At 61.4% G+C, this 23,884-nt stretch carries 24 protein-coding genes and 1 tRNA gene; 14 read left to right on the plus strand and 11 right to left on the minus strand.

Annotation, left to right across the window (positions count from 1 at the left end):
• Positions 1-113: 113 nt before the first annotated feature.
• Entirely contained in the window at positions 114-1,334 is a 1,221-nt protein-coding gene (locus FFM53_RS21910; protein ID WP_138387209.1) for an aminotransferase-like domain-containing protein, read from the plus strand.
• 39 nt (positions 1,335-1,373) lie between these two features.
• Here the strand turns inward: FFM53_RS21910 and FFM53_RS21915 are convergent, their stop codons facing one another.
• The 3 genes from FFM53_RS21915 to FFM53_RS21925 form a co-directional block, all read right to left on the minus strand.
• Positions 1,374-2,417 (minus strand): DUF2278 family protein, encoded by a 1,044-nt coding sequence (locus FFM53_RS21915; protein ID WP_138387210.1) that lies wholly within the window; start codon positions 2,415-2,417, stop codon positions 1,374-1,376.
• Positions 2,418-2,620: 203 nt separating this feature from the next.
• Positions 2,621-3,679, minus strand: coding sequence for an aldo/keto reductase (locus tag FFM53_RS21920; RefSeq protein ID WP_138330600.1), 1,059 nt, complete (start codon positions 3,677-3,679; stop codon positions 2,621-2,623).
• Positions 3,680-3,902: 223 nt separating this feature from the next.
• The gene (locus tag FFM53_RS21925) at positions 3,903-4,373 is read right to left on the minus strand and encodes a MarR family winged helix-turn-helix transcriptional regulator (RefSeq protein ID WP_138330601.1); all 471 of its coding nucleotides are present in this window, start codon (positions 4,371-4,373) and stop codon (positions 3,903-3,905) included.
• 230 nt (positions 4,374-4,603) lie between these two features.
• On the opposite strand from FFM53_RS21925, the gene FFM53_RS21930 reads away from it, so the two are divergent.
• The 4 genes from FFM53_RS21930 to FFM53_RS21945 all read left to right on the plus strand — a co-directional run bounded on the left by FFM53_RS21930 (position 4,604) and on the right by FFM53_RS21945 (position 9,349).
• Positions 4,604-5,371, plus strand: a complete 768-nt coding sequence (locus tag FFM53_RS21930) for an alpha/beta fold hydrolase (protein WP_138387211.1) — start codon at positions 4,604-4,606, stop codon at positions 5,369-5,371.
• Between the two features lie 291 nt (positions 5,372-5,662).
• Positions 5,663-6,640, plus strand: a complete 978-nt coding sequence (locus tag FFM53_RS21935) for an ABC transporter substrate-binding protein (protein WP_138387212.1) — start codon at positions 5,663-5,665, stop codon at positions 6,638-6,640.
• Positions 6,641-6,647: 7 nt separating this feature from the next.
• Positions 6,648-8,342: an ABC transporter permease gene (locus FFM53_RS21940; RefSeq protein WP_138387213.1), complete on the plus strand. Its 1,695-nt coding sequence runs from the start codon at positions 6,648-6,650 to the stop codon at positions 8,340-8,342.
• Positions 8,330-9,349, plus strand: coding sequence for an ABC transporter ATP-binding protein (locus FFM53_RS21945; protein WP_138387214.1), 1,020 nt, complete (start codon positions 8,330-8,332; stop codon positions 9,347-9,349). The genes FFM53_RS21940 and FFM53_RS21945 overlap by 13 nt, the downstream gene beginning before the upstream one ends.
• Before the next feature lie 547 nt (positions 9,350-9,896).
• Here FFM53_RS21945 and FFM53_RS21950 read toward each other — a convergent pair.
• Positions 9,897-10,256, minus strand: coding sequence for a DUF4189 domain-containing protein (locus FFM53_RS21950; protein WP_138387215.1), 360 nt, complete (start codon positions 10,254-10,256; stop codon positions 9,897-9,899).
• A gap of 198 nt (positions 10,257-10,454) precedes the next feature.
• On the opposite strand from FFM53_RS21950, the gene FFM53_RS21955 reads away from it, so the two are divergent.
• From FFM53_RS21955 to FFM53_RS21975, 5 genes are all read left to right on the plus strand, one after another.
• Positions 10,455-11,564 (plus strand): endonuclease/exonuclease/phosphatase family protein, encoded by a 1,110-nt coding sequence (locus tag FFM53_RS21955; protein ID WP_138387216.1) that lies wholly within the window; start codon positions 10,455-10,457, stop codon positions 11,562-11,564.
• Entirely contained in the window at positions 11,561-12,334 is a 774-nt protein-coding gene (locus FFM53_RS21960; RefSeq protein WP_138387217.1) for an NUDIX hydrolase, read from the plus strand. Before FFM53_RS21955 ends, FFM53_RS21960 begins: the two co-directional genes overlap by 4 nt.
• Positions 12,335-12,499: 165 nt before the next feature.
• Positions 12,500-13,411, plus strand: coding sequence for a PhzF family phenazine biosynthesis protein (locus FFM53_RS21965; protein WP_128401576.1), 912 nt, complete (start codon positions 12,500-12,502; stop codon positions 13,409-13,411).
• A 324-nt stretch (positions 13,412-13,735) separates the two neighbouring features.
• Positions 13,736-13,811 (plus strand) — tRNA-Lys (locus FFM53_RS21970).
• A 154-nt stretch (positions 13,812-13,965) separates the two neighbouring features.
• Positions 13,966-14,262, plus strand: coding sequence for a hypothetical protein (locus FFM53_RS21975; RefSeq protein WP_138387218.1), 297 nt, complete (start codon positions 13,966-13,968; stop codon positions 14,260-14,262).
• Between the two features lie 38 nt (positions 14,263-14,300).
• Here FFM53_RS21975 and FFM53_RS21980 read toward each other — a convergent pair whose 3' ends face one another.
• Complete coding sequence (locus FFM53_RS21980) at positions 14,301-14,534, minus strand: hypothetical protein (protein WP_246413032.1); 234 nt, start codon at positions 14,532-14,534, stop codon at positions 14,301-14,303.
• A 331-nt stretch (positions 14,535-14,865) separates the two neighbouring features.
• Between FFM53_RS21980 and FFM53_RS21985 the strand changes: the two genes are divergently transcribed.
• Positions 14,866-15,168 carry a hypothetical protein gene (locus FFM53_RS21985; RefSeq protein ID WP_138387219.1) on the plus strand — a complete coding sequence of 101 codons (303 nt, stop codon included), beginning with the start codon at positions 14,866-14,868 and terminating at the stop codon, positions 15,166-15,168.
• A gap of 220 nt (positions 15,169-15,388) precedes the next feature.
• Here the strand turns inward: FFM53_RS21985 and FFM53_RS21990 are convergent, their stop codons facing one another.
• Positions 15,389-15,697: a hypothetical protein gene (locus FFM53_RS21990; protein WP_003541169.1), complete on the minus strand. Its 309-nt coding sequence runs from the start codon at positions 15,695-15,697 to the stop codon at positions 15,389-15,391.
• Positions 15,698-16,073: 376 nt separating this feature from the next.
• Between FFM53_RS21990 and FFM53_RS21995 the strand changes: the two genes are divergently transcribed.
• Positions 16,074-16,889: a chromate resistance protein ChrB domain-containing protein gene (locus FFM53_RS21995; RefSeq protein WP_138387220.1), complete on the plus strand. Its 816-nt coding sequence runs from the start codon at positions 16,074-16,076 to the stop codon at positions 16,887-16,889.
• Between the two features lies 1 nt (position 16,890).
• A complete protein-coding gene (chrA, locus tag FFM53_RS22000) occupies positions 16,891-18,312 on the plus strand; it encodes a chromate efflux transporter (protein ID WP_138387221.1) in 1,422 nt (473 codons plus the stop codon).
• Here the strand turns inward: chrA and FFM53_RS22005 are convergent.
• Both FFM53_RS22005 and FFM53_RS22010 read right to left on the minus strand, forming a co-directional pair.
• Positions 18,309-19,640, minus strand: coding sequence for a hemolysin family protein (locus FFM53_RS22005; protein WP_017961161.1), 1,332 nt, complete (start codon positions 19,638-19,640; stop codon positions 18,309-18,311). The two genes, chrA and FFM53_RS22005, sit on opposite strands and share 4 nt — an antisense overlap.
• Positions 19,641-19,869: 229 nt before the next feature.
• Positions 19,870-20,253: a VOC family protein gene (locus FFM53_RS22010; RefSeq protein ID WP_138387222.1), complete on the minus strand. Its 384-nt coding sequence runs from the start codon at positions 20,251-20,253 to the stop codon at positions 19,870-19,872.
• A 530-nt stretch (positions 20,254-20,783) separates the two neighbouring features.
• Here FFM53_RS22010 and FFM53_RS22015 point away from each other — a divergent pair.
• Positions 20,784-21,110 carry an RcnB family protein gene (locus FFM53_RS22015; RefSeq protein WP_138387223.1) on the plus strand — a complete coding sequence of 109 codons (327 nt, stop codon included), beginning with the start codon at positions 20,784-20,786 and terminating at the stop codon, positions 21,108-21,110.
• Between the two features lie 114 nt (positions 21,111-21,224).
• Here FFM53_RS22015 and FFM53_RS36440 read toward each other — a convergent pair whose 3' ends face one another.
• The 3 genes from FFM53_RS36440 to FFM53_RS22025 all read right to left on the minus strand — a co-directional run bounded on the left by FFM53_RS36440 (position 21,225) and on the right by FFM53_RS22025 (position 23,802).
• Positions 21,225-21,404, minus strand: a complete 180-nt coding sequence (locus FFM53_RS36440) for a hypothetical protein (RefSeq protein ID WP_138387224.1) — start codon at positions 21,402-21,404, stop codon at positions 21,225-21,227.
• Positions 21,401-22,606: a zinc metallochaperone GTPase ZigA gene (zigA, locus tag FFM53_RS22020; protein ID WP_138387225.1), complete on the minus strand. Its 1,206-nt coding sequence runs from the start codon at positions 22,604-22,606 to the stop codon at positions 21,401-21,403. The genes FFM53_RS36440 and zigA overlap by 4 nt, the downstream gene beginning before the upstream one ends.
• A 146-nt stretch (positions 22,607-22,752) precedes the next feature.
• The gene (locus FFM53_RS22025) at positions 22,753-23,802 is read right to left on the minus strand and encodes a zinc ABC transporter substrate-binding protein (RefSeq protein ID WP_138387226.1); all 1,050 of its coding nucleotides are present in this window, start codon (positions 23,800-23,802) and stop codon (positions 22,753-22,755) included.
• Positions 23,803-23,884 lie beyond the last annotated feature (82 nt).

Consider the following 23,884-nt stretch of genomic DNA (forward strand, 5'->3'; position numbering starts at 1 on the left):
GATCAGGGGAATAATCGCCTTCTTGTCACAGGGACAAGAAAATAGGTCAGTATTGTTGACATAAATTCTCCGGCATGGTCTGCTGGGGGAATAGAAAAATACGAGGAAACCCCATGCTGAACTGGGACACCATGTTTGCGTCGCGCTCGTCGCGCATGCGCGCATCCGAGATCCGCGAGCTCTTGAAGCTTCTCGACCGGCCCGACATTATCTCTTTCGCCGGCGGCATTCCGGATCCGGCGCTGTTTCCCCATCAGGAATTCAAGCAGGCCTATGCCGATATCTTCGACGGCGCCGCCGTCAACTCGGCGCTGCAATATTCGGTCAGCGAGGGCTACAAACCGCTGCGCGAATGGCTGGTCGGGCAGATGGCGGCTCTCGGCATCCCCTGCGAACTCGATAACGTTTTCATCGTGTCCGGTTCGCAGCAGGGTCTCGATTATCTCGGCAAGCTCTTCCTGTCGCCTGATGACACCGCGCTCGTGACGTGGCCGACCTATCTCGGCGCGCTGCAGGCCTTCAATGCCTATGAACCGGCCTACGACCAGCTGACGCCGAACGGCAACCGCACGCCCGAGTCCTACCGCGCGGCCGCTTCCGCTGCCGGCGGCAAGGTAAAGTTCGCCTATCTTTCCACTGACTTCTCCAATCCGACCGGCGAAACCGTCGATCTTGACGGCCGCAAGAAGGTCCTGGCACTGGCGGAAGATCTCGACATCGCCGTCATCGAGGATGCGGCCTACCAGTCGCTGCGTTACGACGGCGATCCGATCCCGCCGATCCTGGCGCTCGAGATCGCCGAGAAGGGCCATATCAACGATACGCGCACGATCTATTGCGGCAGCTTCTCGAAGACGCTGGCGCCCGGCCTTCGGGTCGGCTTCATCGTCGCCAATGCGCCCGTCATCCGCAAGCTGGTGCTGATGAAGCAGGCGGCCGATCTGCATTCCTCGACGATCAACCAGATGGCGATATCAGATGTCGCCGAGCGCGGCTTCGACGCGCAGGTCGCCAAGATCAAGGCCGCCTACAGCCAGCGTCGCGACTGTATGCTGACAGCCCTTGATAAATACATGCCTGAAGACACCAACTGGACGAAGCCGGAGGGCGGCATGTTCATCTGGATCACGCTGCCGGAAGGCATGGACGGCGCCAAGCTGCTGGCGAAATCGCTCGAAACCGCCAAGGTCGCTTTCGTGCCCGGCAAGGCTTTCTTCGCCGACGGTTCCGGCGCCAACACCATCCGCCTCAGCTTCTCCTGCGCCGACGAGCAGATGATCGAAGATGGCATCGGCCGCCTGAGCGCACTGATCTCGGCCGAGATCGGCAGTTGATTCCAGTCGCCCGGCCGGCGGGGAAGGGCAGGGCGCCGATCAGAAGATCGTCGTCCAGCCTTCGTTCGCCGTCTCGCTCTTGCCGTAGCCGACCCGGTCGGCCACGGCGCCGTCGGCATTGCGCAGGATGATGTCGCCGCCCCTGTTGGCAAGCTGCGGGCCGCCGGCTGCGGCATCGAGCGCTATGGTGCGCAGCTCGCCTGCGCTAAGCGATCCCGACAGCGTCTGGGTCCTGCCGTTTTCGTCCTCCAGCTTCCAGCCTTCGAGCGATGCCTCCATGTCGGAGCGGTTGATGATCGTTACCGTTTCGGCCTCGGTGCCGCCTTCGCCGTTGACCGGGTTGATCAGCGCGGCGACGATGCGTAGCGACGAGGCGACGATCGGCTGCGGCCGGCGTGTGCCTTCGCCGCGGCCCTGGCCGCCACGGCTGTCGGAAACCGGATGGCCGGTCGCCGCATCGGTGTTCCAGTTCTGCGACTGAAAGCAGAGGAAGATCGCCGCCCATTCGTCGGTATCGTTGAAATGGACGAGCAGGGCGCCGTCCTGGTTCGGCCCGTTGGTGGCCTTGAAGCTGCCGCCGTCGCCCTGGTTCATGTGGATGTCGTGGATGCCGTTGCCCGGTTCGAAGTCGAAATATTGGTCCGGCTTGTTGTTCTCTGGCCCCCAGGCCTCGCCGAAGGCGTAGAAATGCACGTCGGAATCGGCAATGCCTTCCTGGACGATCGGCTCGATGAAATCGCGCAGGTCGTTCTTCGGGCCGGATAGCTGGAAGGGCGCGACATTCATGTCCTCGCGCTCGATCAGTCCGCCGCGGACATAGTCGAACGCGAGCTCCGGACGGTCCTTGCGGATATCGGTCAGGCCCATCGGCAGGGCTTCGAGCGCCTCCGTCAGCGCCGGGTGCCGGAAATCGACGACATTGGCATAGAGCAGATCGTGCGGCGATTCCTTGGAGCGGACGTTGAGCGCGATGCGGTAGCTGACACCGTTCGCCTCGATGCGGATTTCGATATGGGGATCGTTGTCGTCATCGAGAGCGAGTGCGCTCGCCGTACCCTTCAGGACCTTGTAATTCTTCAGCATGCAGAACCTCGCGGGGTGGCGGGATCTTACGGTAACACGGCGAAAGTGCATCTTTTGTGACGGCTAAAGTATCACGCGATCTTTCAGATTCGCCTGCCACACTTTAGTGTCTTTGATTTGAGCATGTCGTGGTCGCAAAACCGCTGTGCACTTTTGCGCGACATGCTTTGTCTTCCGCCGTGCAATGCTTGATCCGTTGCCGCCTATTGCTCCAGATGCGGTCCGAAAAGCTCGAGGTCGGCTTCACCAAGCCTGTCGCTAACCGTGTTCAGCTGGTGCCAATAGGGATAGATCACCGGCGGCAGGCTGACCGCGTCGAGGCGCTTGCACTCCTCGTCCGTGAGTTTCAGCTCGGCGGCGGCGATGTTGTCGCGGAACTGGGCTTCGGTGCGGCCGCCGATGATGACCGAGGTCACCGCCTTGCGACCGATCAGCCAGGCGAGCGCCACCTGTGCGGCGGAAACGCCGCGTTCCCCACCGATCGCGACCAGCGTCTCAACTATGTTCCAGAGGCGGTTCTCGTCGCGGATCGGCGGTTCGGTCCAACCGGCGAACTGGCGCGTACCTTCGGGCGCTGCCTGGTTGCGGCGATGCTTGCCGGAGAGCAGGCCGCCGGCGAGCGGGCTCCAGACCAGCACGCCGAGACCCTGGTCGATCGAGATCGGCAGCAGTTCGTATTCGGCGTCGCGGGCTTCCAGCGTATAGTGGATCTGCTGGCTGACGAAGCGCTGGTACCGGTGCTCGTTGGCGATGCCGAGCGCCTTCATGATGTGCCAGCCGGAATAGTTCGAGCAGCCGACATAACGCACCTTGCCCTGCCTGATCAGGGTGTCGAGGGCTTCCATCGTCTCTTCAAGCGGCGTCTGGCCGTCCCATTCATGCACCTGGTAGAGGTCGATGACATCGGTCTTCAGGCGCTTGAGGCTCGCCTCGCATTCGCGGATCAGGTGGTAGCGCGACAGACCCTGGTCGTTCGGGCCGTCACCCATGCTGAAGCGGGCCTTGGTGGCGAGCAACACGCCTTGCGGCCGCTTGCCGGAGAGCACATCGCCGATGATGTTTTCGCATTCACCGTCGGAATAGGCGTTGGCGGTGTCGATCAGATTGATGCCGGCATCGATGCACATATCGATCATCTTTTTCGCCTCGGAGACACCGAGATCGCCGACGGTCTTCGCCCAGCCGACGCCGCCGAAGGTCATCGTGCCCATGGTCAAAGTCGAAATCTTCAGGCCGGAACGGCCGAGCAGACGATATTCCATTGAAATTCCTCCCTTTAAACAAGACTGACGTACCTCAACGCTCCGAGATGGCAATGGCGGCGCGTTCACGGCTGCGTGAGACTTAGCAAGATTCTGAGCGCCGGCATCTTCCGGCCATGCGGCGGCTATGGCCGATCACGAGCCGAGCGGCAGATCGTACAATATGTCATCGGCTTGTCGACGGAAATTGTCTTGGCGCAGCGTCGACGTGGTGGAGGCCACGTTAGCCCTCGTGTTTGTCCTTCTTGTGAATATTGTCGCGGAGCGAAGCGATTGTGTCCCGAATCTTGCTGACAGCCTCGGCGTCGAGACCGACAGCCTTGCCGATGCAGTCGAACACATGGGAGGCACGGCTCTTGAGCGCCTGTCCCTTCTCCGTCAGGCGCAAGAGCACCTGGCGCTCATCGGCGGGATTTCGGTTGCGGGTGACGAGATCGACATTTTCCAGCCGCTTCAGCAGCGGAGTGAGGGTGCTGGAGTCGAGAAAAAGCGTCTCGCCGAGATCCTTCACCGTGCGGTCGTCGCGCGCCCACAAGGCGGTCATGACAAGAAATTGCGGATAGGTGAGTTCCAGCTCGTCGAGCAGGGGACGGTAAAGCTGGTTAAAGGCGTGGCTTGCCGAATAGATCGAAAAGCAAAGCATTTCATCGATCTTGGGCACGTCAGCGAGATCATTTGATCTGGTGTCTTTCATCACGCTCTCCTTTGATCTCAATATAATTTGTGCGCGATCTGTTTGCAAGCTATTGACTCGGCAGACGAGGGAGCCTAATTAGATCGTGTACAAAGAAATCGCTGACAAATTATATACCGAACACGGAAACCGCAGAGGTTTGCTGCGTCAATAGATTCGCAAGCAGGTGAATTCCCTTGTGGCTCCCCATTCGGCTTCTTTGAAACTCAACCGACGAAAGGAAATGACCAATGTTCAAGTTTGCTGCTGCCGTCGCCCTGGCGGGCGCTCTTCTTTCCGGTGCTGCCGTTGCTCAGCCGGCCAAGCCGACCGTTGTCCTCGTCCATGGCGCCTTTGCCGATTCATCCAGCTGGAACGGCGTCGTCGAAATCCTGCGCAAGGATGGCTTTTCTGTCGTGGCAGCCGCCAATCCGCTGCGCAGCGTTTCTAACGATGCTGCCTATGTCTCCGACGTGGTTGGCAGCATCGCCGGCCCTGTGGTCCTTGTCGGTCACTCCTATGGCGGCCAGGTCATTTCGACCGCGGCCAACGGCCACGACAACGTCAGGTCGCTGGTCTATGTCGCGGCCTTCGCGCCGGATGCCGGAGAATCGGTCGCAGATCTCGCCGGCAAGTTTCCGGGCGGTACGCTGAGCGGAGCGCTTGCGGCCCCGGTAAAGCTCAGCGCCGGCGGTGTCGATCTCTATATCGACCAGGCCAAGTTCCATGATCAGTTCGCCAGCGACGTGCCGGCCGGACAGGCGGCCCTGATGGCGGCTGCCCAGCGTCCGGTCACCGAGGCTGCCCTGACCGAAAAATCCGGCGAGCCCGCCTGGAAGAAGCTGCCGTCGTGGTTTGTCTACGGCACCGGCGACAAGAACATCCCGGCCGCAGCCCTTGGCTTCATGGCCGAGCGGGCAGGCTCCAAGCGGACCGTGGTGGTCGATGGCGCCTCCCACGTCGTGATGGTGTCGCATCCCGAGAAGGTGGCTGAACTGATCGAAGAAGCTGCAAAGTAGTATTCGATCCGAGGGGCCACGGCGTGTGAGCGCCGTGGCCGGCTGCCGCGGAGGTTTTGTCCGCGGGCCATGACCGGCTCTGCCTGCGCGACGTATCGGCGGGAGCGGGACCCGCTGATCAGGCATTTGCTTCAGTTGATCCTCAGTGAACTGACCGAAGCGAGGGTGGTGAGGTCACGACCAGTCGGTGGCAAAGTAGTCGTGCAGGGCTTGGACCAACCGCCGCGCCCTGTCACATCTCTGTCAACGACCCCTAATAAGGGAGGGCTATCGAAATCGAGGATCCTTCCCATGAAAACGATCGTTTCTGCCGCAGCCCTTGTCGCCGCGAGCCTCTTTGCCATTCCGGCCTCGGCCGCAAACCTGGTTCTCTATACCAGCCAGCCGAACGAGGACGCACAGGCGACGGTCGATGGTTTCATGGCCGCCAATCCCGATATCAAGGTCGACTGGGTACGCGACGGCACGCCGAAGATCATGGCGAAGCTTCAGGCCGAGATCCAGGCCGGCAACCCGGTCGCCGACATTCTCCTCATCGCCGACGTGGTGACGCTGGAGCGCCTCAAGGAAGACGGCAAGCTCTTGGCCTACAAGTCGCCGGAGGCTGCTCAGTACGACGCCGCCCTTTATGACGCCGACGGCTATTACTACTCGACCAAGCTGATCACCACCGGCATCATGTACAATACCTCGGCAGCGATGAAGCCTGCGAGCTGGAAGGACCTGACCAAGCCGGAAGCCAAAGGCCTCGTCACCATGCCGAGCCCGCTTGCCTCGGGTGCGGCCCTCATCCACGCCCAGACGCTTGCCGCCGTTCCTGGACTCGGTTGGGACTTTTACAAGTCGCTTGCGGAAAATGGCGCGATCGCTGCCGGCGGCAACGGCGCCGTGCTGAAGTCCGTTGCCTCGGGCGAAAAGGCTTACGGCATGGTCGTCGATTACCTGCCGATCCGCGAGAAGGCTAAGGGCGCTCCCGTCGAATTCGTCTTCCCGAGCGAAGGCGTTTCGGCCGTCACCGAGCCGGTCGGCATCCTCGCCAGCACCAAAAATGCCGATGCCGCTAAGAAGTTCGTCGATTACCTGCTCTCCGAAAAGGGCCAGGAAGGCTTCCTGAAGCTCGGCTACATCCCGGCCCGCAACGGCATGAAGTTGCCGGAAGGCTTTCCGGCACGCGACACCATCAAGGTCCTGCCGATCAAGGCGGCCGAAGCATTGAAGAATACCGACCAGGATCTCAAGACCTTCTCGGGCATCTACGGCTCGAACTGATCCTTTCATGCACGGATACATCAAAACCGGAAACAGCCAGCCCGCCTGGCTGTTTCCTTTTGTCGTCATCATAGTCCTGATCCTCAGCGTGCTGCCGCTCGCCCGCCTCGCCATGGTCGGAATGGCGGCCTTCGCCGATGGCGGCGTGATGACGGTTTTGAGCGAGACGTCGCTCTGGTCGGCGACCTATTACACGATCGTCACCGCCCTTCTCGGCACGATCATCTCTCTCGTCATCGGTTGCCTCTTTGCCTTCCTGCTGACGCTGACCGATATCCGCGCCAAGGGGCTGCTCAGCTTCTTCTTCGTGCTGCCGATGATGATCCCGCCGCAGGTGACGGCGCTTGCCTGGGTGCAGATGTCCGGCCCCTCCAGCCCGTTGCTGAAGGCGTTGCATCTCGCCCCGCCGCTCGGTTCGCCGCAGCCGCTCTATTCGGTGGGCGGCATTGCGCTGCTCTATGGCGTGCAGCATGCTCCGCTGGTCTACCTGGCGCTTCGGGCCGGGCTGATGACGCTGCCCCGCGACGGCGTCGAAGCCGCACGGCTCTCCGGCGCCTCCAGCCTGCGGGTGTTCCGCGACATCATCCTGCCTTTGTCGCTGCCCGGCATCATTGCAGGAGCGGCGATCTCCTTCGTCTCCTGCACCGGCAATTTCGGCATTCCCGCCATTCTCGGCATTCCGGCCTCGATCTTCACGCTGCCGACGTTGATCTTCACCAAGTTCTCCGCTTTCACCAGCCGCACCTTCGGTGATGTCGGCGTGCTCTCGGCGATCATCGCCATCATCTCGGTCGTCGGGCTGGTGATCCAGGACCGGGCGTTGCGCGGCCGCGACTACCGCGTCATCGGGTTATCCGGGGCGAGTGCGGCCTTCGAACTCGGCGCCTGGCGGCTGGTCTTCACACCGCTCGTCTGGGCGATCCTGTTCTTCATGCTGGCAGCACCCTTCTTCGCGCTGGTCGCCGGCGCGCTGGTGCCGGCCTATGGCGTGCCGCTCACCTTCAAGACCATGTCGCTGCATGCCTTTGAGGAGATCCTGTTCAGGCAGGCTGTGACGCGCACCGCCTTCATTAATTCGCTGTCGCTTGCCGGCGCGACCGCGCTTGGTCTCCTCGTGGTGACAGTGCTTGCGGCTTACACGCTGACGCGGCGCAAGGACGCGTTGTCACGCATCGTCTCCAGCCTGATCGAGATACCCTATTCGCTGCCCGGCATCGTCATGGCGGTCTGCTTCATCCTGGTGTTCGCAGCACCGATTCCGATCCTGCACGTCTCGCTCTACGGCACGATCTGGATCATCCTGATCGCCTATTTCTCCTCGTTCTTCGCCGTCAGCCTGAAACCCGTGGTCAGCGCCTTCCACCAGCTCGATCCGGCGCTGGAAGAGGCCGCACGGCTTTCCGGCGCCGGCTTCTTCCGCCGGCTTGCCGATATCATCCTGCCGCTGATTGCGCCGGCCGCCGGCGCCTCCGTTATTCTTGTCTTTCTGATTGCCTGCAACGAGCTGACGATCTCGGCGCTGCTCTGGTCTGCCGGCACCCAGACGCTCGGCGTTGCCATCTACAATCTCGATGATAGCGGCAGCTCGGACCTTGCTTCGGCGCTCTCTGTGCTCGTCGTCCTCATGGTCGTCGTACTGATGCTGCTGCTCGAGTTTCTGGCGAAACGACTGCCGAAAGGAGTGATCCCATGGCGAGGCTGATCCTCAACCAGCTCGGCAAGGATTTCGGTACAGGCCGGGCCGCCGTCAGTGGCTTTTCGCTCGATGTGCGCGAGGGCGGCTTCCTGGCGTTGCTCGGGCCTTCCGGTTGCGGCAAGACGACAGTGCTGCGGATGATCGCCGGTTTCGAGACACCGAGCGATGGCTCGATCCATCTCGGCGAGAGATTGCTTGCCGATGCCGCGCAATCGCTGCCGCCGGAAAAGCGCAATATGGCGATGGTCTTTCAATCCTACGCGCTCTGGCCGCATATGAGTGTTGCCGACAATGTCGGCTATCCTCTCCAAGTGCGCGGCATTTCGGGCGAGGCCTACCGGACGAAGGTGCGTGACGCGCTCGGCACGGTGCGGCTTGCCGATTATGCCGAACGGCGCCCGGCCGATCTCTCCGGCGGTCAGCGCCAGCGCGTGGCGCTCGCCCGCTGCCTGGTGACATCGCCCGCTGTCGTTCTGCTTGACGAGCCGCTTGCCAATCTCGACCGGCATCTGAAACAGGAGATGGAAGAGACTTTTCGCGAGTTCCACCAGCGCTCTGGCGCGACGATGATCTACGTCACCCACGACCAGAGCGAGGCGATGGCGCTCGCGACCGACGTCGCCGTCATGTCGGAAGGGCGGCTGCTGCAGGTGGCGCCGCCCGCCGAGATCTACGCACGGCCGGAAGGGCGCATCATCGGTGGGCTCATCGGGCGAGGGGCCATTCTCACGCTGCCGCTCACGGGCCGTGAACGCCATCTGGAGTGGGACGAGCTTCAGGATGCGCTTCATGCTGCCAATAGCGATGGCGCCGATGTTCTGGTGCGGCCGGAAGATGTGGTCATCGGCGGCGAGGGGGCTCCAGCAACTGTCGAATCCGTGCTCTTCGAGGGCGAGCGTTATGCTGTGAAACTCACGCTCGGCAACGGCCAGACGCTACGTGCTTTCAGCCGCGTGGTTGTCGCGCCAGGCGAGGCGGTTCGCGTCGTCATCCGCGCCGGGTGGCGGCTTTGAAGAAGGCGGAACTAGACCTCTACGGTGACACCAGTCGAAGCCCGACCATATGAGGTTGAAAATCGCCGGTACCTTCTTTCGAATCGTCAAAAAGTTGAATATCTCCGGTCTAGTAATCCGTGATGGAAGCAAACGGCTAAAATAACTACGTGCGCTATGGGTCAAGTAAAGCCCGCGCGAAAATCATATATTGAGGGACCATACTCGCATGCCAATTCAAGTAAGGCGTATCCGATCCGTTTTCGTGCTTGCGGCGGTTCTTTTAAGTGCTGCGAGCGTTCTTCAGGGATGCCCATCCTTAGAGCGGCAGAAACGGGGCGACGAATGGAGAACCCGAACATTTAAGCCAAGTGAATTACATGGCGGTTCGAGCAACGGGAGCTCGTCGAGCAGTGCTGATGGCGGGCACAGCCAACCTCACGATGGCGCCACCTCAAGCCCGCCCGGCGGGATCTAAGCGCCGCTGAAAAACGCGTCGAGGCGACCTTTTCGCCGGCGTGCCTTGCCTTGTGGCTCGGATAGCCATTGCTTTGGCTTAGCCGGATTATTAGTTCTCCGAACACTGCCAGCGGATGACGCGGCAGCTGCCGGTTTGCTTTCTGCAGCTGCGGATTGCCTGGCGCTGGGCCTCGCGGCCATCATTACCCCAGCCGGAGCCCCAGCCGCTGCGATGGCCGACGGCCACCGCGCCGCAGCCGTTCCGGAACCAGATGGCGATGCGACAATCGTTGGCGCTGCTATCGCAAATGCGCCGGGCGACGGTTTCGGCGTCGCCGCGATTGTCATAAGCATAGGACCAGCCGATGGCGCGGGTCGACGGCGAGTAGGCGATGGCGCCGTAGGTGTCGGCAAGGGCCGCGCCTGCGAGGGACGTCAGAACCGCAAACGATGCAAGAACCCGCTTCATGAAATGCCCCCGCGCCGGAACGACGATTGTCCTCTACGGAGAACTATCGGAGGCTTGCGGCGGAATGTCTGCGGCCCAAGTCACAGGCAATCGCCTCTGGGGCTCCAGGAGGAGTGATTATCCGCATATTTCTTTGCCCTGCCATCTTTTCCCGCGGCTATTGCCGGATAAGGTACTGCCCGCAACCGGATCCTTGCCATGTCGCTTCGCCTCGCCACCTTCAATGTCGAAAATCTTCTCACCCGTTTCGATTTCACCGGCTTCCGAAACCAGCTGCGCCAGGACCGCGTCATCAAGCTTTTCCAGGTGTCGAGCGAGGGTGTCTACCAGCAGCTCGAGCAGGCGCGGGTGATCGCTGCGACCGACGACACGCGGCAGATGTCGGCCCTTGCGATCGCCGACGCTGACGCCGATATCCTCTGCCTGCAGGAAATCGACAACCAGGCTGCCCTTCAGGCCTTCGAATACGGCTATCTCTTCCGCATGGTCGGAAACGGCTACCGCCAGAAATACCTGGTCGAGGGCAATGACAGCCGCGGCATTGATGTTGCTGTGCTGATGCGCGAGGAAACGCGCGACGGCCAGAAGATCGAGCTCCGGGATATCAGAAGCCATGCGATGACGACCTATCGCGATCTCGATCTCTTCAATGAGGAACTGACGCTCACCAACCGCATCGACGACAAGATCTTCAAGCGCGACTGCCTGGAGCTTGACCTTCTGATCGGCGGCCGGCCATTTTCGCTCTACGTCGTGCATTTCAAGTCGATGGGCAATCCGCGCGACGGGCTGGACGGGCGGCAGTCGACCATGCCGATCCGCCGCGCCGAGGCGCGCGCCGTGCGCCGCATCATCGAGGATCGCTTCGGTGCGGAGCAAGCCGGCACGAAGAGCTTCGCTATCTGTGGGGACATGAACGATTATCAGGAGCGTGTCGATGTCATCGGCCGCCGAGGCGCCGGCTATCGCTTCGAGCATCAGGATGAGGCCGAAAGCGCACTCGACGTTTTCAGCCGTGATGGCTTTGCCGAAAATGTGGTGCGCCGCCGCGAACCCCTCGACCGCTGGACGCTCTATCACGCGCGCGGGCCGCAGGAGCAGTGGCTCTGCCAGCTCGATTATCTCTGGCTCTCGCCAGCACTCGCCGCCCACAATGCCGGCCGCCTGCCCGAAATCATCCGCAGCGGTCAGCCCTACCGCACCATCTTCCCGCCGGGGCAGGAGGTGGAGCGTTATCCGCGCACCGGCTGGGACAGGCCGAAGGCGTCCGATCACTGCCCCGTCGTCATGACACTGGATCTCCCATGAATGCAAATTTGAACGCGAATTTCACCAACATCAATTTTTCCGATGATTTCGCCGGCTGGCCGCCGGAGGCGACGGTCTTCCCGATTGCCGGCGTGGATCTGCGCATTCTGCCCGGTCCCCATCCTTTGGTCGCTACCGAGGATGCAGCCATCCGCGAGAACTGGGCGCGGGAGACCGCCGCCAATCCGGCGCTGTTCGACGGGCGCATGGTGTTTCAGCAACGGCTCGCCCTCAGTGAAAACGGGATTGCGGGCGAGGGCCACGTCATTCCCTTTTCCGCCTTCATGTGGTGGCGCCGACAGCCGCAGCGTCAGGGCGGTGTTCACATCTTCGCCTATCCGGTGCTCGAAACCTCCGACGGCGCGCTGGTGGCGATCCGCATGGGCGCCCATACCGCCAATCCCGGCCAGGTGTATTTCGCCGCCGGCTCGCTGGAGCCGGAGGATATCGTCGACGGGCGTTGCGACATCGAGGCGAACATGCGCCGCGAGGTGCATGAGGAGACCGGGCTCGATCTTGCCGACTCTGTCGCGGGTGAGGGGCTGTTCGCCACCCATAACAAGCGCACGGTGACGCTGCTGCGGCTATTCCGCTTCGACATGACGGCGGACGAGATGATCGAGCGGATCGAGCGGCATATGCTCGTCGCCGAGGACCAGGAGATCGCCGGCGCGGTGGCGATCCGCTCGGCCGATCCCTCCGCCCATTCCTATAACATCGCCATGTTGCCTGTGATCGACTGGTATTTCGGTAAGGCCGAGCGGAGTTGATTCATGCCGCCCAAAGCCATGTAGCGTTTCGGGATAACGACATGCATCACGTAAAGATCGAAAGCGCGTCGTGTGAATCCGGTTGACGTGAAGCGTTTTAGCGCCTTGCACTCGTTCGCCCGGTCGGGCAGGTTGGCGGCGCGATGACGATTCAGGGAGGCCGATGTGGCGCGAAGCTACAGCGTCTATGACGTGTTCACCGATCGAAAGCTCGCGGGCAATCCGCTGGCGGTGATCTTCGACGGAGACAATCTCAGCGACGAGGCGATGCAGGCGATCACCCGGGAGATCAATCTCTCGGAGACGGTCTTCGTGCAGCCTTCAACCAACCCCGCCTATGCGGCGCGTCTAAGGATATTCACGCCTGGGCGCGAGCTGCCGTTTGCCGGCCATCCTACGGTCGGCACGGCGGTGGCGCTGGCCGAACGGGCGCACGGTGCTGCAACGCGTGATCTCGTCACGGTGCTTGAGGAAAATGTCGGGCCGGTGCGCTGCGCCGTGCGGCTGAGGGAGGGCGAGGCGAGCTTTGCCGAATTCGACCTGCCGCGCAAATCGCAGCCCGCCATCATGCCACTCGACAAGCTCGGCATCGCCGATGCGTTATCGCTGAAGGTGACCGAGATCGGCTTCGAAAATCACGTCCCGTCGATCTGGAGCGCCGGCGTTCCCTTCCTGCTCATTCCGGTGCACGATGTCGGAGCCACGCAGCGGGTGGAATTCGATCCGCAACTCTGGGAAAAGATCGTGCCCTTTGTCGATGGCGCGCTTGCCTCGGCCTATGTCTATTGCCGCGGCGGCGTCAACCACGTGGCGAAGTTCCATGCGCGCATGTTCGCAAGCGGCATGGGCATCGTCGAAGATCCGGCTACCGGCTCGGCGGCGGCCGCACTCTCGGGCGCGATCCACCATTTCGACCGGCTGACGGACGGGCATCATCCGATCATGATCGAGCAGGGGGTCGAGATGGGCCGGCCGTCCTTCATCCACTTGCATATCGATGTCGACGGCGGGGCGATCTCCAACGCGCGGATCGGCGGCCAGGCAGTGCGGCTGGCAAGCGGCACGCTCGACCTTTGATTTAAGCGCGTCGGGTCAATCCGCATTCATGCGACGCGCTTTGAGTCTTTGTTTTATGCAAGTCGTTATCCCAAAACCGCTGCGCACTTTTGGGCGACATGCATCGAGCGCCGCGCGTCCGACAGGACGCGCTAAGGACGCTCTATCACTTTGAATCCGCGCATAATCCTTTCCGAAAATCGATTCCGATTTTCGGGGTTATGTGCTGCGTTTCAGCCAAACCGAAAAATCTTCGCGATTAACCAAAGAAATTTCGGCTATGCGCTGGACAAGGCTGCCGATCCTGTTTATACGCCCCGTCACACCGCGCAGCCAAGCGCGAACGGGTGATTAGCTCAGTTGGTAGAGCAGCTGACTCTTAATCAGCGGGTCGTAGGTTCGAGCCCTACATCACCCACCATATTTCTTGAAAAGATTGATATATTCGAACTCAGGCCGGATTTTCCGGCCTGCCGGAAACTGTTCTCGAAGCGAGCGGCATAGTTGGCGCCGTGCGCAGGACTGGCCGCGTCGGTCGTGCGCTCTATCTCCCTTTCGCGTATCGGGAGGGGTCTATGAGAAGCGTTATTTTTGCCGTCGCATTGTCTCTGCCGTTGCCTGCCTTTGCCGCAGGCGTCATGAACGTCAAAGCGAGCGAGCATAGCTGCAGCGAGCTTACGCAGATCATTCGCCAGAACAAAAAGGTCTTTGTCCGCGTCGGTTTCGGCGGCCGCAGTTTTCGTTATCCACCCGCCCAATGCAGCATGGGCGATAAGCGCAGCACCACCAGTTTGCGCGATGCAGGTGGAAAACAGTGCATCCTTGATTATTCCTGCATCTTCGACCCTGCGTCGCCCTATAATTTTCCCTAGCGCATCGCGCTTTTCGAAAATTGTTCTTTGTGTGTCCCTCAATCGCTGCCGCTCAGTTTCATGCCGGCGAGCCAGAGAGCTGCGACGATGAAAAACGACAGGGCCGCCATCATCGCTATTGGCGGTGCGTATTCCTGGAAGGAATGCGAGGCGTTTAGTCTAAGGACGTAAATAGCCGCAACCGCAATCTTTGTGACGATCAAGAGCGCCAAGGTCGCGTTTTTGGCGTAACGCCTGGTTTTCGGCCAATCGAAGCTTCCGGCGGGCGACACATCGACCTTCCGTGCTGGAACGGCCCTTGTCTGCTCCGTCTCTGGCAATGCAAGATGTCTGCGTCCAAACGTCGGTTTCATGGCCGGCAGCGTAGACCAAACATCTTAATGGATCGGGATGTAGCGATGCCCTCGCAGAAGCAGTAGCGAAGGATTGCCCGTCCACCTGGGCCTTGCTGGCTTCAAAGAGCTCGTGCCTTAGCTGATTTCTCAAGCGTGCCGGGAGTAAAAAGGCAAGGCCGCCATGCTCGGTGTATAATTCCGGCGGTTCTCGCACTGGCGGCACGCGGTGCGATGCCCTACCTTCGCTCTCTCACATTCAGGAGTTTCCATGAAAAGCGTTGTTCTGGCCGTCGCACTGTTGTTTCCGTCCATCGCTCTTGCCGTCGAGGCGGTGGAGGTCAATGCCAGGGATCATAGTTGCGAAGAGCTTGCGCAGATCATCCGCAAGGACAAGGCGGTTTTCGTGCGCATGGGCTTTGGCGGCCGCAGCTTCCGTTATCCGCCGGCGAGGTGCAATCTCGGCGACAAGTACGACACCGCAAGAGTGAGGGATGCCAATGGCAAGCTCTGCCTCCTCGACTACGAGTGCGTGTACGATCCGCAGTCCTTCTATAACAGGATCCCGAAATAATATCCCGATCCCGGCGTTGCCAATATGGACAAGAAAAAAGGCCGGGCGAAACTCGCACCGACCTTCCTCGATCGGTCTCGATAACGGCTGCCAGTACATCCGTGGTCAGCCGTCAGAGACAGATATGATATCCCTTAAGTAGGGTTTGCTTAAAATTCTTCAAGATCTCGCGGCAGAAAGGAAGCCGGCACTGGGCCGGCTTCTTTCTGCCGAACAGCGGTTACTGCTGGGCAGGGGCAGCCGGCGGAGTGGCCGGTGCTGGTGCCGGTGCAGGCGTTGCGCTGTTGTCAGTCGGAGCGATCGGCTTGGCCGGCGCCGGCTCTGATTGGGTTGTGGAGGCTGTCGTGTCCGGGGATGTGCCGGGCGTGCTCCACTGCGAATAGGCGAATGCAGCGACAGCGATCACGGCCAATGCAGCGACCCAGACAACCCAGGTATTACTGCTGCGCGCGCTCGGCGTGGTGCGCAGATCCAGATTTGGGTTCAGCGGGCGGTTCGGGTCGTTGGCATTATTGGGGTCGTACGTCATGGTACTTTCTCCTCTTTCGGTGACAGAAGAATGCAGAAGTGGGCATTTTGTTCCGTTCTGGGCCGAAGCGCTTGTGCTGATTGGCTTTTCGTACTCATCATTCTCGTTTACTGGCGCTCCGTGCATTCGCGGCTTTGCCGCTCACGCCTCATCTGCTTGCGGGCAACCGGCAGAGACCCGGTGGTAGAGCTGCCGGCTGTGATTGGGTGCATTCGCGGATGGCAGGCCGCCGGTGGACGGCAAGCCGCCATGGCGCAATGCGCTTGACACCACGGGGTCTGTTTGCGAATGATTTCTGCATGGGGTCGCGATCACCCCACGAGGCGTCATGCTGAAGAATCGCGTCCAGTAAAACCGATCAACGGAGGGACGCGTCATGCCGTCATTTCTCGAAATTTCCCCTGACAAGCTCAATCGCCTTATCGGAACCCCCGGTGCGCCTTGCATTATCGACGTTCGCACCGAGGAGGACTTCGCGCTCGATCCGCGCCTGGTGCCGGGCTCGATCCGGCGCGCCCATGCCGAGGTCGCGTCCTGGGCGGGCAGCGTCAATGCCGGCGCCGTCGTCGTGGTCTGCCAGAAGGGCAGCAAGCTCAGCCATGGCGTCGCCGCCTATCTCCGCCATGCCGGGATCGACGCCGAGAGCCTCGAAGGCGGCTTCGAATCCTGGATTGCGGGAGGACTGGCGGTGCCCGACGAAAAGCTGCCGCAACGCGACGCCGAGGGGCGCACGGTCTGGGTGACGCGGGCGCGGCCGAAGATCGACCGCATCGCCTGTCCCTGGCTGATCCGGCGCTTCGTCGATCCGAGCGCCGTATTCCTGTTCGTGCCGGCGCCTGAGGTTTTAGCCGTCAGCGAGCGCTTCGGGGCGGTGCCCTTCGATATCGATGACGTGTTCTGGAGCCATCGCAGCGAACTATGCACCTTTGATGTCATGGTCGAGGAGTTCGGGCTGGCATCGGAGCCGCTCCTGCGCCTGGCGCGGATCGTCAGGGCGGCGGATACCGCAAGGCTCGATCTCGCGCCCGAGGCGGCGGGCCTGCTGGCCGCCTCGCTCGGCCTCTCCAGGATGTATTCCGACGATCTGGAACAGCTCGAGGCCGGGATGCTTCTCTACGACGCCTTCTTCCGCTGGTGCCGCGATGCGACCGAGGAAACCCACAACTGGCCGGCGCCGAAGAAGAGAGCATGAGATGGTCGAGATGACGGATAATGCGCCCAGTGGCAAAATGGCGGAGGAAGACGCCGGAGAGGAGCATCATCACGGCGTCTCGTTTGGCGATGCCTTCAGGGTGTGGCTGCGCGTCGCCGCCCTGAGTTTCGGCGGCCCTGCCGGCCAGATCGCCGTCATGCATCGGATCATTGTCGACGAGAAGCGATGGATCGGTGAGCACCGTTTTCTGCATGCGCTGAATTATTGCATGCTGCTTCCCGGACCCGAGGCGCAGCAGCTCGCCATCTATATCGGTTGGCTGATGCATCGGACAGTGGGCGGTCTCGTCGCCGGCCTGCTGTTCGTACTGTCTGGGTTCCTGTCGATCCTCGGTCTCAGCTATATCTACGCGGCTTACGGCAATGTCGGCATCGTCGCCGGCCTGTTCTTCGGGCTGAAGGCGGCGGTGCTTGCCGTCGTCGTGCAGGCCGTCATCCGCATCGGCGGCCGTGCGCTCAAGAATCGCGTCATGGTCGGTATCGCGGCCGCGGCCTTCATCGCCATCTTCTTTCTCCATGTGCCGTTCCCGCTGATCGTGCTCGCGGCCGGCATTGCCGGCTTCCTCGGCGGCAGGTTCGGGCTTGCCGCCTTTCAGACGGGCGGCGGCCATAAGGCCGGAAGCGGCCCGGTGCTGTCGGATGCCGAGTCGGCGCTCGGCGAAGGCATACCGGCGCATGCGCGCCCGAATCTCGCCTGGTCGCTGCGCATCTCGGCCGTGCTGCTTGCCCTCTGGCTCGCGCCGCTGGCAGTGCTCTACGCAACCTTCGGTGCTGACAACGTCTTTACCGAAATCGGCCTTTTCTTCAGCAAAATGGCGGTCGTCACCTTCGGCGGGGCCTATGCCGTGCTTGCCTATGTAGCACAGGAGGCCGTGCAGCATTTCGGCTGGCTGAAACCCGGCGAGATGCTGGATGGTCTCGGCATGGCCGAGACGACGCCGGGGCCGTTGATCATGGTCGTCCAGTTCGTCGGCTTCATGGGCGCCTACCGGGATCCGGGAGCGCTGAACCCGATGCTTGCTGCAACGCTTGCGGCGATACTGACGAGCTGGGTCACCTTCGTGCCCTGTTTCCTCTGGATTTTCCTCGGCGCGCCGTTCATCGAAAAACTGCGCGGCAACATAGCGCTCGCCGGCGCGATGTCGGCCATAACAGCGGCGGTGGTCGGGGTTATCCTCAACCTCGCTATCTGGTTTGCCCTGCACACGCTGTTTGCCGAGGTTGCGACCGTCCAGCTTGGCGGCTTGCGGCTCGATATTCCCGTGCTGCAATCGGCCGTGCCGGCGGCAATGGCGCTGTCTGCCGCCGCGGCGATAGCGATCTTCCGCTTCAAGGCTTCCGTGATCGCGACGCTGCTAGCCTGCGCGGCCGCAGGGATGATCTGGACGCTGGCGGTGAATTAGGCTTCTGCCCCATCCGCGGTAATGCGCGTCGCGAGCATCTTGTCGATACGCATGCCGTCCATGTCGAGCACTTCGAAGCGCCAGTTGTCGAAGACGAAGGTTTCGCCAGCTTCGGGGATGTGCTGGAGTTGATGCAGCGCGAAGCCCGCCAGCGTATGGAAATCGGCATCCGGACGATCGCGCAGACCCAGACGTTCGAAGGCGTCGAAGGCCGGCATCATCGCATCGATCAGGAGCGACCCGTCTTCCCTGACGACGATATCGGGCTCTTCGTTGGATCCCGGCAGGTCGCCGGCGATGGCTTCGAGCAGGTCGGTCTGGGTGACGATGCCTTCGAGGCTACCATATTCGTCGATGACGATGGCGAGGCGAACGGGTGAGGCCTTGAAACTGTCGAGCACGCGGACGACCGAGGTGCCTTCATGCAGCACCAACGGCTGCTTGATCACCTCCATCGGCCGGACCTTGCCGCCGTCGAGAACCTGATCGAGAAGGTCCTTCTTCAACACCATGCCGATCGGCTCGTCGATCGAGCCGCGGGCGACCAGCAATTGCTCGTGGCTGCATTCGCGGATGGTCTTCAGGATCTCGGCCTCGCTGTCGTCGGCGTCGAACCACTCGATATCGAGACGCGGGGTCATGATGTCGGAGATCGGCCTGTCGCCGATGTTGAACACCCGCTCGACGAGCTGCTGCTGCACCTGGTTGAGAAGGCCGGCCTCCTGGCTCTCGGCGACCAGCAGCTTGAGCTCCTGCGGCGAATGGAACGACGATTCCCCGGTTCCGGCGCGAAGACCGACGCCCCGCAGCACCATGTTGCCCATGCCGTTCAGGACAAAGATCGCTGGCTTGAACAGCACCAGGAACAGACCGAGCGGGCGCACCACAGCAAGCGAAGTGGCCTCGCTGCGCTGAAGCGCCAGGCTCTTCGGCGCGAGCTCGCCGAGCACGATATGCAGGGCCGTGATGATGACGAAGGCGATGACGACGGCAACAGTATGCGCGCCCGCCGTCGCCCATTGCCCGGGCAGCCAGGACAGCAGCGGCTCGATCAGGTGCGCAAGCGCCGGTTCTCCAACCCAGCCGAGGGCGAGCGACGAGATGGTGATGCCGAGCTGGGTGGCTGCAAGGTTGGAGTCGAGATTGTCGACGGCGCGCTGAAGTGCCGAGGCGTTCATGCGGCCTGCCGCAGCGAGTTCGGCGACGCGGCTACGCCTGACCGACACCAGGGCGAATTCGGCGGCAACGAAGAAGCCATTGGCGGCGACGAGAAGAAACACGGCTAGTATCCCAACATAGTCGGAGAGCCCGCCGGCGGAATCGGACATGTTTTCCCTGCCTTCGAATTGATGGGAATCCGAAACTACACGCTCGCACACCGGTGGCAAGGCGTTCCGGCTAGTCCGGGGGCGAGAGATGCCGAAGCCGGGCTGCCGTAATCGAAATACTGCGTCGATTTGCGATGCTGGGGCAAACCGCATGACCGGGACCATGCGTGCGGTCCACCGATGCGAAGCGTAAAACGCGTGGTGAACCGCATGATCGACGTCGCCCCATTCACCTCTTGGGCGCTTCGAAGAGCTCGATCGGGTTTCCGGCCGGATCATCGAGCAAGATCTGCTTGCCGCCGATGCCCTGCACGATCTCGTTGCGGAAGTGCGCACCGGCTTGGCGCAGCGCGGTGACTTTCGCCTCCAGGTCTCCGACCTCGATCTGGATACGATTCCATCCGCCAGGCTCCGGCTTTCGCCCGTCGGGCATTGCTTGAGATGCTCCGCCCGGTCCCGTCGTGCCGCTGACGAACAGACGAAAACCGTCCCTGGTCAGGATGGCGAAACTCGGTGCGGGACGAAGCGCGACGGAGAAGCCGAGATGTCTTGTGTAGAATTCCACCGCGGCGTCGACGTCGTCGACGATGTAGCGCATGCTGATACCGGGCATGTTTTCCTCCATTGTGGTCTTCGTTGTCTTGATCTGATCGTCCCCTCGCGGGACATGCAGAATTCTCCTGTTCCTAAAATGCGTCGCTTCGAATTCGATTATGCGCCCGTTTCAAGTTTATGCATCTCGTTATGCCAAATCGCGAGCACCTCTGGGCGATAGATATGATATCGAATGGAGGGCATGCCGCCCGCCGGCCGCCATCAGCAGCAACCCTCCACGGCGGCGTCTTCCAGGCGATGGGCACAGGAAGGGCGCGCCGTCCTAGCCTCATCCTCGGATGCCCGCAACTATCTTTTCTTCAATCCCGCCCCGATGTGCTGCCAAGGGCTTCCAAGGACGAACTGGCCGGCCGCGCCGATGCCCCATCTGTGGCGATAGAATATTCGCCATCGTGTATAAGTTTAATCTAAAATATAAACTTCGACCCGTAGCTATTGGATTTCATTACAAAAGTTTAATTTTTATTTCAGTTTCGGTTCATCTTTTCGGCCCTAGTTTGGTCACGTGCCCAACATGAGGACCCCCACATGAAAAAGATTTTTGCAGCTCTTCTTTCCGCCTCCTTCCTTCTGTCCCCGATGGTTGTTTCCCAGGCCAGCGCCGACGATCATCGCCGTCCGCCGATCGTCGTGCAGAAGAAGGTGGTCGTCAAAAAGACGGTCGTCCGGGCGCATTGGAAGAGGGGATACCGCGTCAATGCCAGCGAGCGTCGCCGGTTCTCTGATGTCAACGACTACCGCCGCTACCGGCTGGCGCCTCCGCCCCGCGGTTATCGCTGGGTGCGGGCCGATAACGATTACCTGCTGATCGGCGTCACCAGCGGCATCATCTCCAGCATTATTGCCGGTCGCTGATCGGTCGCTAGATCAGGAAAGGGCGGCTTCGGCCGCCTTTTTGATTCTGGGAGGGCGTGTAGCAGTTTCGCGCCCATCCTCCTCTTCTTCAGCTGACGGCGGCTATGACCCGCTTCAGGGTTGCCTGCGGGACGGAATGACCCGTTCAGCAATGATGCCGAGAAAACCTCTTGGTCTTCCGACTTCAGCGTCGGTACCCTCCTCGTGCGTAAGCGGATGAAGCCCTTCGATTGGCGGCAGCGGTTCGCATTCGGTACAGACGCAGAGAGTGCGTTTGATTGCCTGCGCCTTCATGCCGCCTGCCTGTTCCAACTGGCGAAAGGATCGGGCAGGTCGCGCCAGTGCTCGGGCGCGAAGGCGTCTGTCCTGATAAGACAGGCGTCGAGTTCCTTCCTGATCCAGGCTTCGTCCATCGGATCGGCGCCGATGAAGACGATTTCCTGGCGGCGGTCGCCCCAGACGGGGTCGAGATAGGGGCCGATGGCGCGCATGAAGGCCGGTTCCTCAGGCCATTGTTCGCGGGGTACGGCCGCCCACCAGAGGCCCATCTTGCCGGTGCGCACGATCGCGCCCGCCTGGCTGATCTCGCCGACATGGTGCGGGCGCGTCGCCAGCCAGAAGAAGCCCTTGGCGCGCACCACGCCTGGCCATGCCCGATCGAGGAAGGCCTGCAGCTTTGCCGGATGGAAAGGCCGCTTCTCGCGATAAACGAAGGAGCGAATGCCATATTCCTCGGTCTCCGGCACGTGGTCGCGGAAACCGTGCAGTTCCTTGTACCAAAGCGGATGGGTCTCGGCCTTGTCGATATCGAAGCGGCCGGTGCCGAGCACGTCTTTCAGGGCGACCTTGCCGAAATCCGCCTCGATCAGCTTTGCATCCGGGTTGAGGCCGGTGATGATCTTGCGCGCGGCGTCGCGCTCTTCATTGGTTGCCGTGCCGATCTTGTTCAGCACCACGACGTCGGCGAATTCGATCTGCTCGACCAGCAGGTCGACAATGGTTCTGTTGTCGCCGTCGCCGGCCGTTTCTCCGCGGTCGGCGAGGAAATCGGCCGAGGCATAATCGGCAAGCAGATTGGCGGCGTCGACGACGGTCACCATGGTGTCGAGCCTTGCGACGTCGGAAAGGGTTTGGCCATTCTCGTCACGAAATTCGAAGGTGGTGGCGACGGGCAGGGGCTCGGCGATGCCGGTCGATTCGATCAAGAGGTAATCGAAGCGGCCCTGATCGGCGAGCTGGCGCACCTCCTTCAGCAGATCGTCGCGCAGCGTGCAGCAGATGCAGCCATTGGTCATCTCGACGAGCTGTTCCTCAGTGCGGGAGAGATTGGCGCCGCCGTCGCGCACCAGGGCGGCATCGATATTCACCTCACTCATATCGTTGACGATAACCGCGACGCGTAAGCCTTCGCGATTGGTCAGCACGTGGTTGAGCAGCGTCGTCTTGCCGGCGCCGAGGAAGCCTGAAAGCACCGTGACGGGAAGTCTATTGTTCATGGGAACCTCATTAGATTCGTATTTAATGTTATATCATTACATTTAACGCGCCGAAAAAAGGCGGAACGGGGTTGTCCGCCTTTTTCCGCCTCAGCTCTCCTGGAGCGTCGCGTGTCCGGCAGGACGCGCGGAGCGGCGCATGAGATTCATGCGCTGGAGAGGCAGTCCTTCATGCTGTTGGCGATGCCGCGCATGAGGTTGAAGTAGAGATCGGGACCGGCCTTCAGTGTTGCCGCTTCGGGATCGAGCACGCCTGACTTGGCGCGCGTGCCTTCGATGACGACATTGACGAGGCGCGGCTCGAACTGCGGTTCGGCAAAGACGCAGGTGGCTCCGAGTTCGCCGACCTTGCGGTGGATTTCCGAAACCCGCTCCGCACCGGGAATGGTTTCCGGGCTGACGGTGATCGAGCCGGCGACGCGGATGCCGTAGCGGTGCTCGAAATACTGGTAGGCGTCGTGGAAGACGATGAAGGGCTTGTCCTTGACGGGAGCAACCATGCCCTTGATCTCGGTATCGAGCGCATCCAGCTTGTCGTCCAGCGTCTTGGCGTTGCCCTGATAGGTCAGAGCATTGGCGGGATCGGCGGCGACCAACGTCGTAGTGATCATGGCCGCCATGGCCTTGGCGTTCATCGGGTCGAGCCAGAGATGGGTGTCGAATGTACCGTGGTCGTGGTCATGGTCATGGTCACTGGCGTGCCCGGGATCAGCATCATGTGCGGCGTCAGCCTCATCATGCTGACCGGAAGCACTTTCGTGCTCCGGGGCGTCATCATGCGGCTCGAAAGCGCCGCCTTCACGGAAAGGCAGCTTGACGAGGCCGGGCGCGTCGTCGAGGGCCGCGATGCTGGCATCCCGGCCCAGCGCCTCCAGCGGTTTTTCGAGGAAAGCCTCGAGACCGGGGCCGACCCAGAAGATCACCTTGGCGTCCTGCAGGGCGCGGGCATTCGATGGCTTCAGATTGTAGGTATGCGGGGAGGCGGCGCCATCGACGATCAATTCGGGTTCGCCGACTCCCTGCATGATCGCCGAAACCAGCGAATGGATCGGTTTGATCGAGGTGACGACGACAGGCGCATCGGCTGCCCGCATGGTGCCGGAAAAGAGCAGAGTGGGGATCGCCAGGACCGGGATTGCAAGGGCCGGCATTCTGAGGGCCAAGATTTTGAGGGCAGACCCCAAGGCGCGTTTCATCAATATGCTCCGCTTGAATTGCAATTGTTATGTTATTACATCAATTGCGTTATGCTATAACGTGTGCAATAGCAGGACGCAA

It is taken from the genome of Rhizobium indicum (assembly GCF_005862305.2).
GTDB classification, from domain to species: Bacteria; Pseudomonadota; Alphaproteobacteria; order Rhizobiales; family Rhizobiaceae; genus Rhizobium; species Rhizobium indicum.

What these genes read in the sequence shown, in the direction of transcription:
- FFM53_RS21955 (WP_138387216.1), top strand. Translation starts at nt 10,455, where the DNA reads ATGTCGCTTCGCCTCGCCACCTTCAATGTCGAAAATCTTCTCACCCGT.
- FFM53_RS21930 (WP_138387211.1), top strand. Translation starts at nt 4,604, where the DNA reads ATGTTCAAGTTTGCTGCTGCCGTCGCCCTGGCGGGCGCTCTTCTTTCC.
- FFM53_RS21960 (WP_138387217.1), top strand. Translation starts at nt 11,561, where the DNA reads ATGAATGCAAATTTGAACGCGAATTTCACCAACATCAATTTTTCCGAT.
- FFM53_RS22010 (WP_138387222.1), bottom strand. Translation starts at nt 20,253, where the DNA reads ATGCCCGGTATCAGCATGCGCTACATCGTCGACGACGTCGACGCCGCG.
- FFM53_RS21915 (WP_138387210.1), bottom strand. Translation starts at nt 2,417, where the DNA reads ATGCTGAAGAATTACAAGGTCCTGAAGGGTACGGCGAGCGCACTCGCT.
- FFM53_RS22015 (WP_138387223.1), top strand. Translation starts at nt 20,784, where the DNA reads ATGAAAAAGATTTTTGCAGCTCTTCTTTCCGCCTCCTTCCTTCTGTCC.
- FFM53_RS21995 (WP_138387220.1), top strand. Translation starts at nt 16,074, where the DNA reads ATGCCGTCATTTCTCGAAATTTCCCCTGACAAGCTCAATCGCCTTATC.
- FFM53_RS21975 (WP_138387218.1), top strand. Translation starts at nt 13,966, where the DNA reads ATGAGAAGCGTTATTTTTGCCGTCGCATTGTCTCTGCCGTTGCCTGCC.
- FFM53_RS21920 (WP_138330600.1), bottom strand. Translation starts at nt 3,679, where the DNA reads ATGGAATATCGTCTGCTCGGCCGTTCCGGCCTGAAGATTTCGACTTTG.
- chrA (WP_138387221.1), top strand. Translation starts at nt 16,891, where the DNA reads ATGGTCGAGATGACGGATAATGCGCCCAGTGGCAAAATGGCGGAGGAA.
- FFM53_RS21940 (WP_138387213.1), top strand. Translation starts at nt 6,648, where the DNA reads ATGCACGGATACATCAAAACCGGAAACAGCCAGCCCGCCTGGCTGTTT.
- FFM53_RS21985 (WP_138387219.1), top strand. Translation starts at nt 14,866, where the DNA reads ATGAAAAGCGTTGTTCTGGCCGTCGCACTGTTGTTTCCGTCCATCGCT.
- FFM53_RS21945 (WP_138387214.1), top strand. Translation starts at nt 8,330, where the DNA reads ATGGCGAGGCTGATCCTCAACCAGCTCGGCAAGGATTTCGGTACAGGC.
- zigA (WP_138387225.1), bottom strand. Translation starts at nt 22,606, where the DNA reads ATGAACAATAGACTTCCCGTCACGGTGCTTTCAGGCTTCCTCGGCGCC.
- FFM53_RS21990 (WP_003541169.1), bottom strand. Translation starts at nt 15,697, where the DNA reads ATGACGTACGACCCCAATAATGCCAACGACCCGAACCGCCCGCTGAAC.
- FFM53_RS22025 (WP_138387226.1), bottom strand. Translation starts at nt 23,802, where the DNA reads ATGAAACGCGCCTTGGGGTCTGCCCTCAAAATCTTGGCCCTCAGAATG.
- FFM53_RS22005 (WP_017961161.1), bottom strand. Translation starts at nt 19,640, where the DNA reads ATGTCCGATTCCGCCGGCGGGCTCTCCGACTATGTTGGGATACTAGCC.
- FFM53_RS21935 (WP_138387212.1), top strand. Translation starts at nt 5,663, where the DNA reads ATGAAAACGATCGTTTCTGCCGCAGCCCTTGTCGCCGCGAGCCTCTTT.
- FFM53_RS21950 (WP_138387215.1), bottom strand. Translation starts at nt 10,256, where the DNA reads ATGAAGCGGGTTCTTGCATCGTTTGCGGTTCTGACGTCCCTCGCAGGC.
- FFM53_RS21910 (WP_138387209.1), top strand. Translation starts at nt 114, where the DNA reads ATGCTGAACTGGGACACCATGTTTGCGTCGCGCTCGTCGCGCATGCGC.
- FFM53_RS36440 (WP_138387224.1), bottom strand. Translation starts at nt 21,404, where the DNA reads ATGAAGGCGCAGGCAATCAAACGCACTCTCTGCGTCTGTACCGAATGC.
- FFM53_RS21925 (WP_138330601.1), bottom strand. Translation starts at nt 4,373, where the DNA reads ATGAAAGACACCAGATCAAATGATCTCGCTGACGTGCCCAAGATCGAT.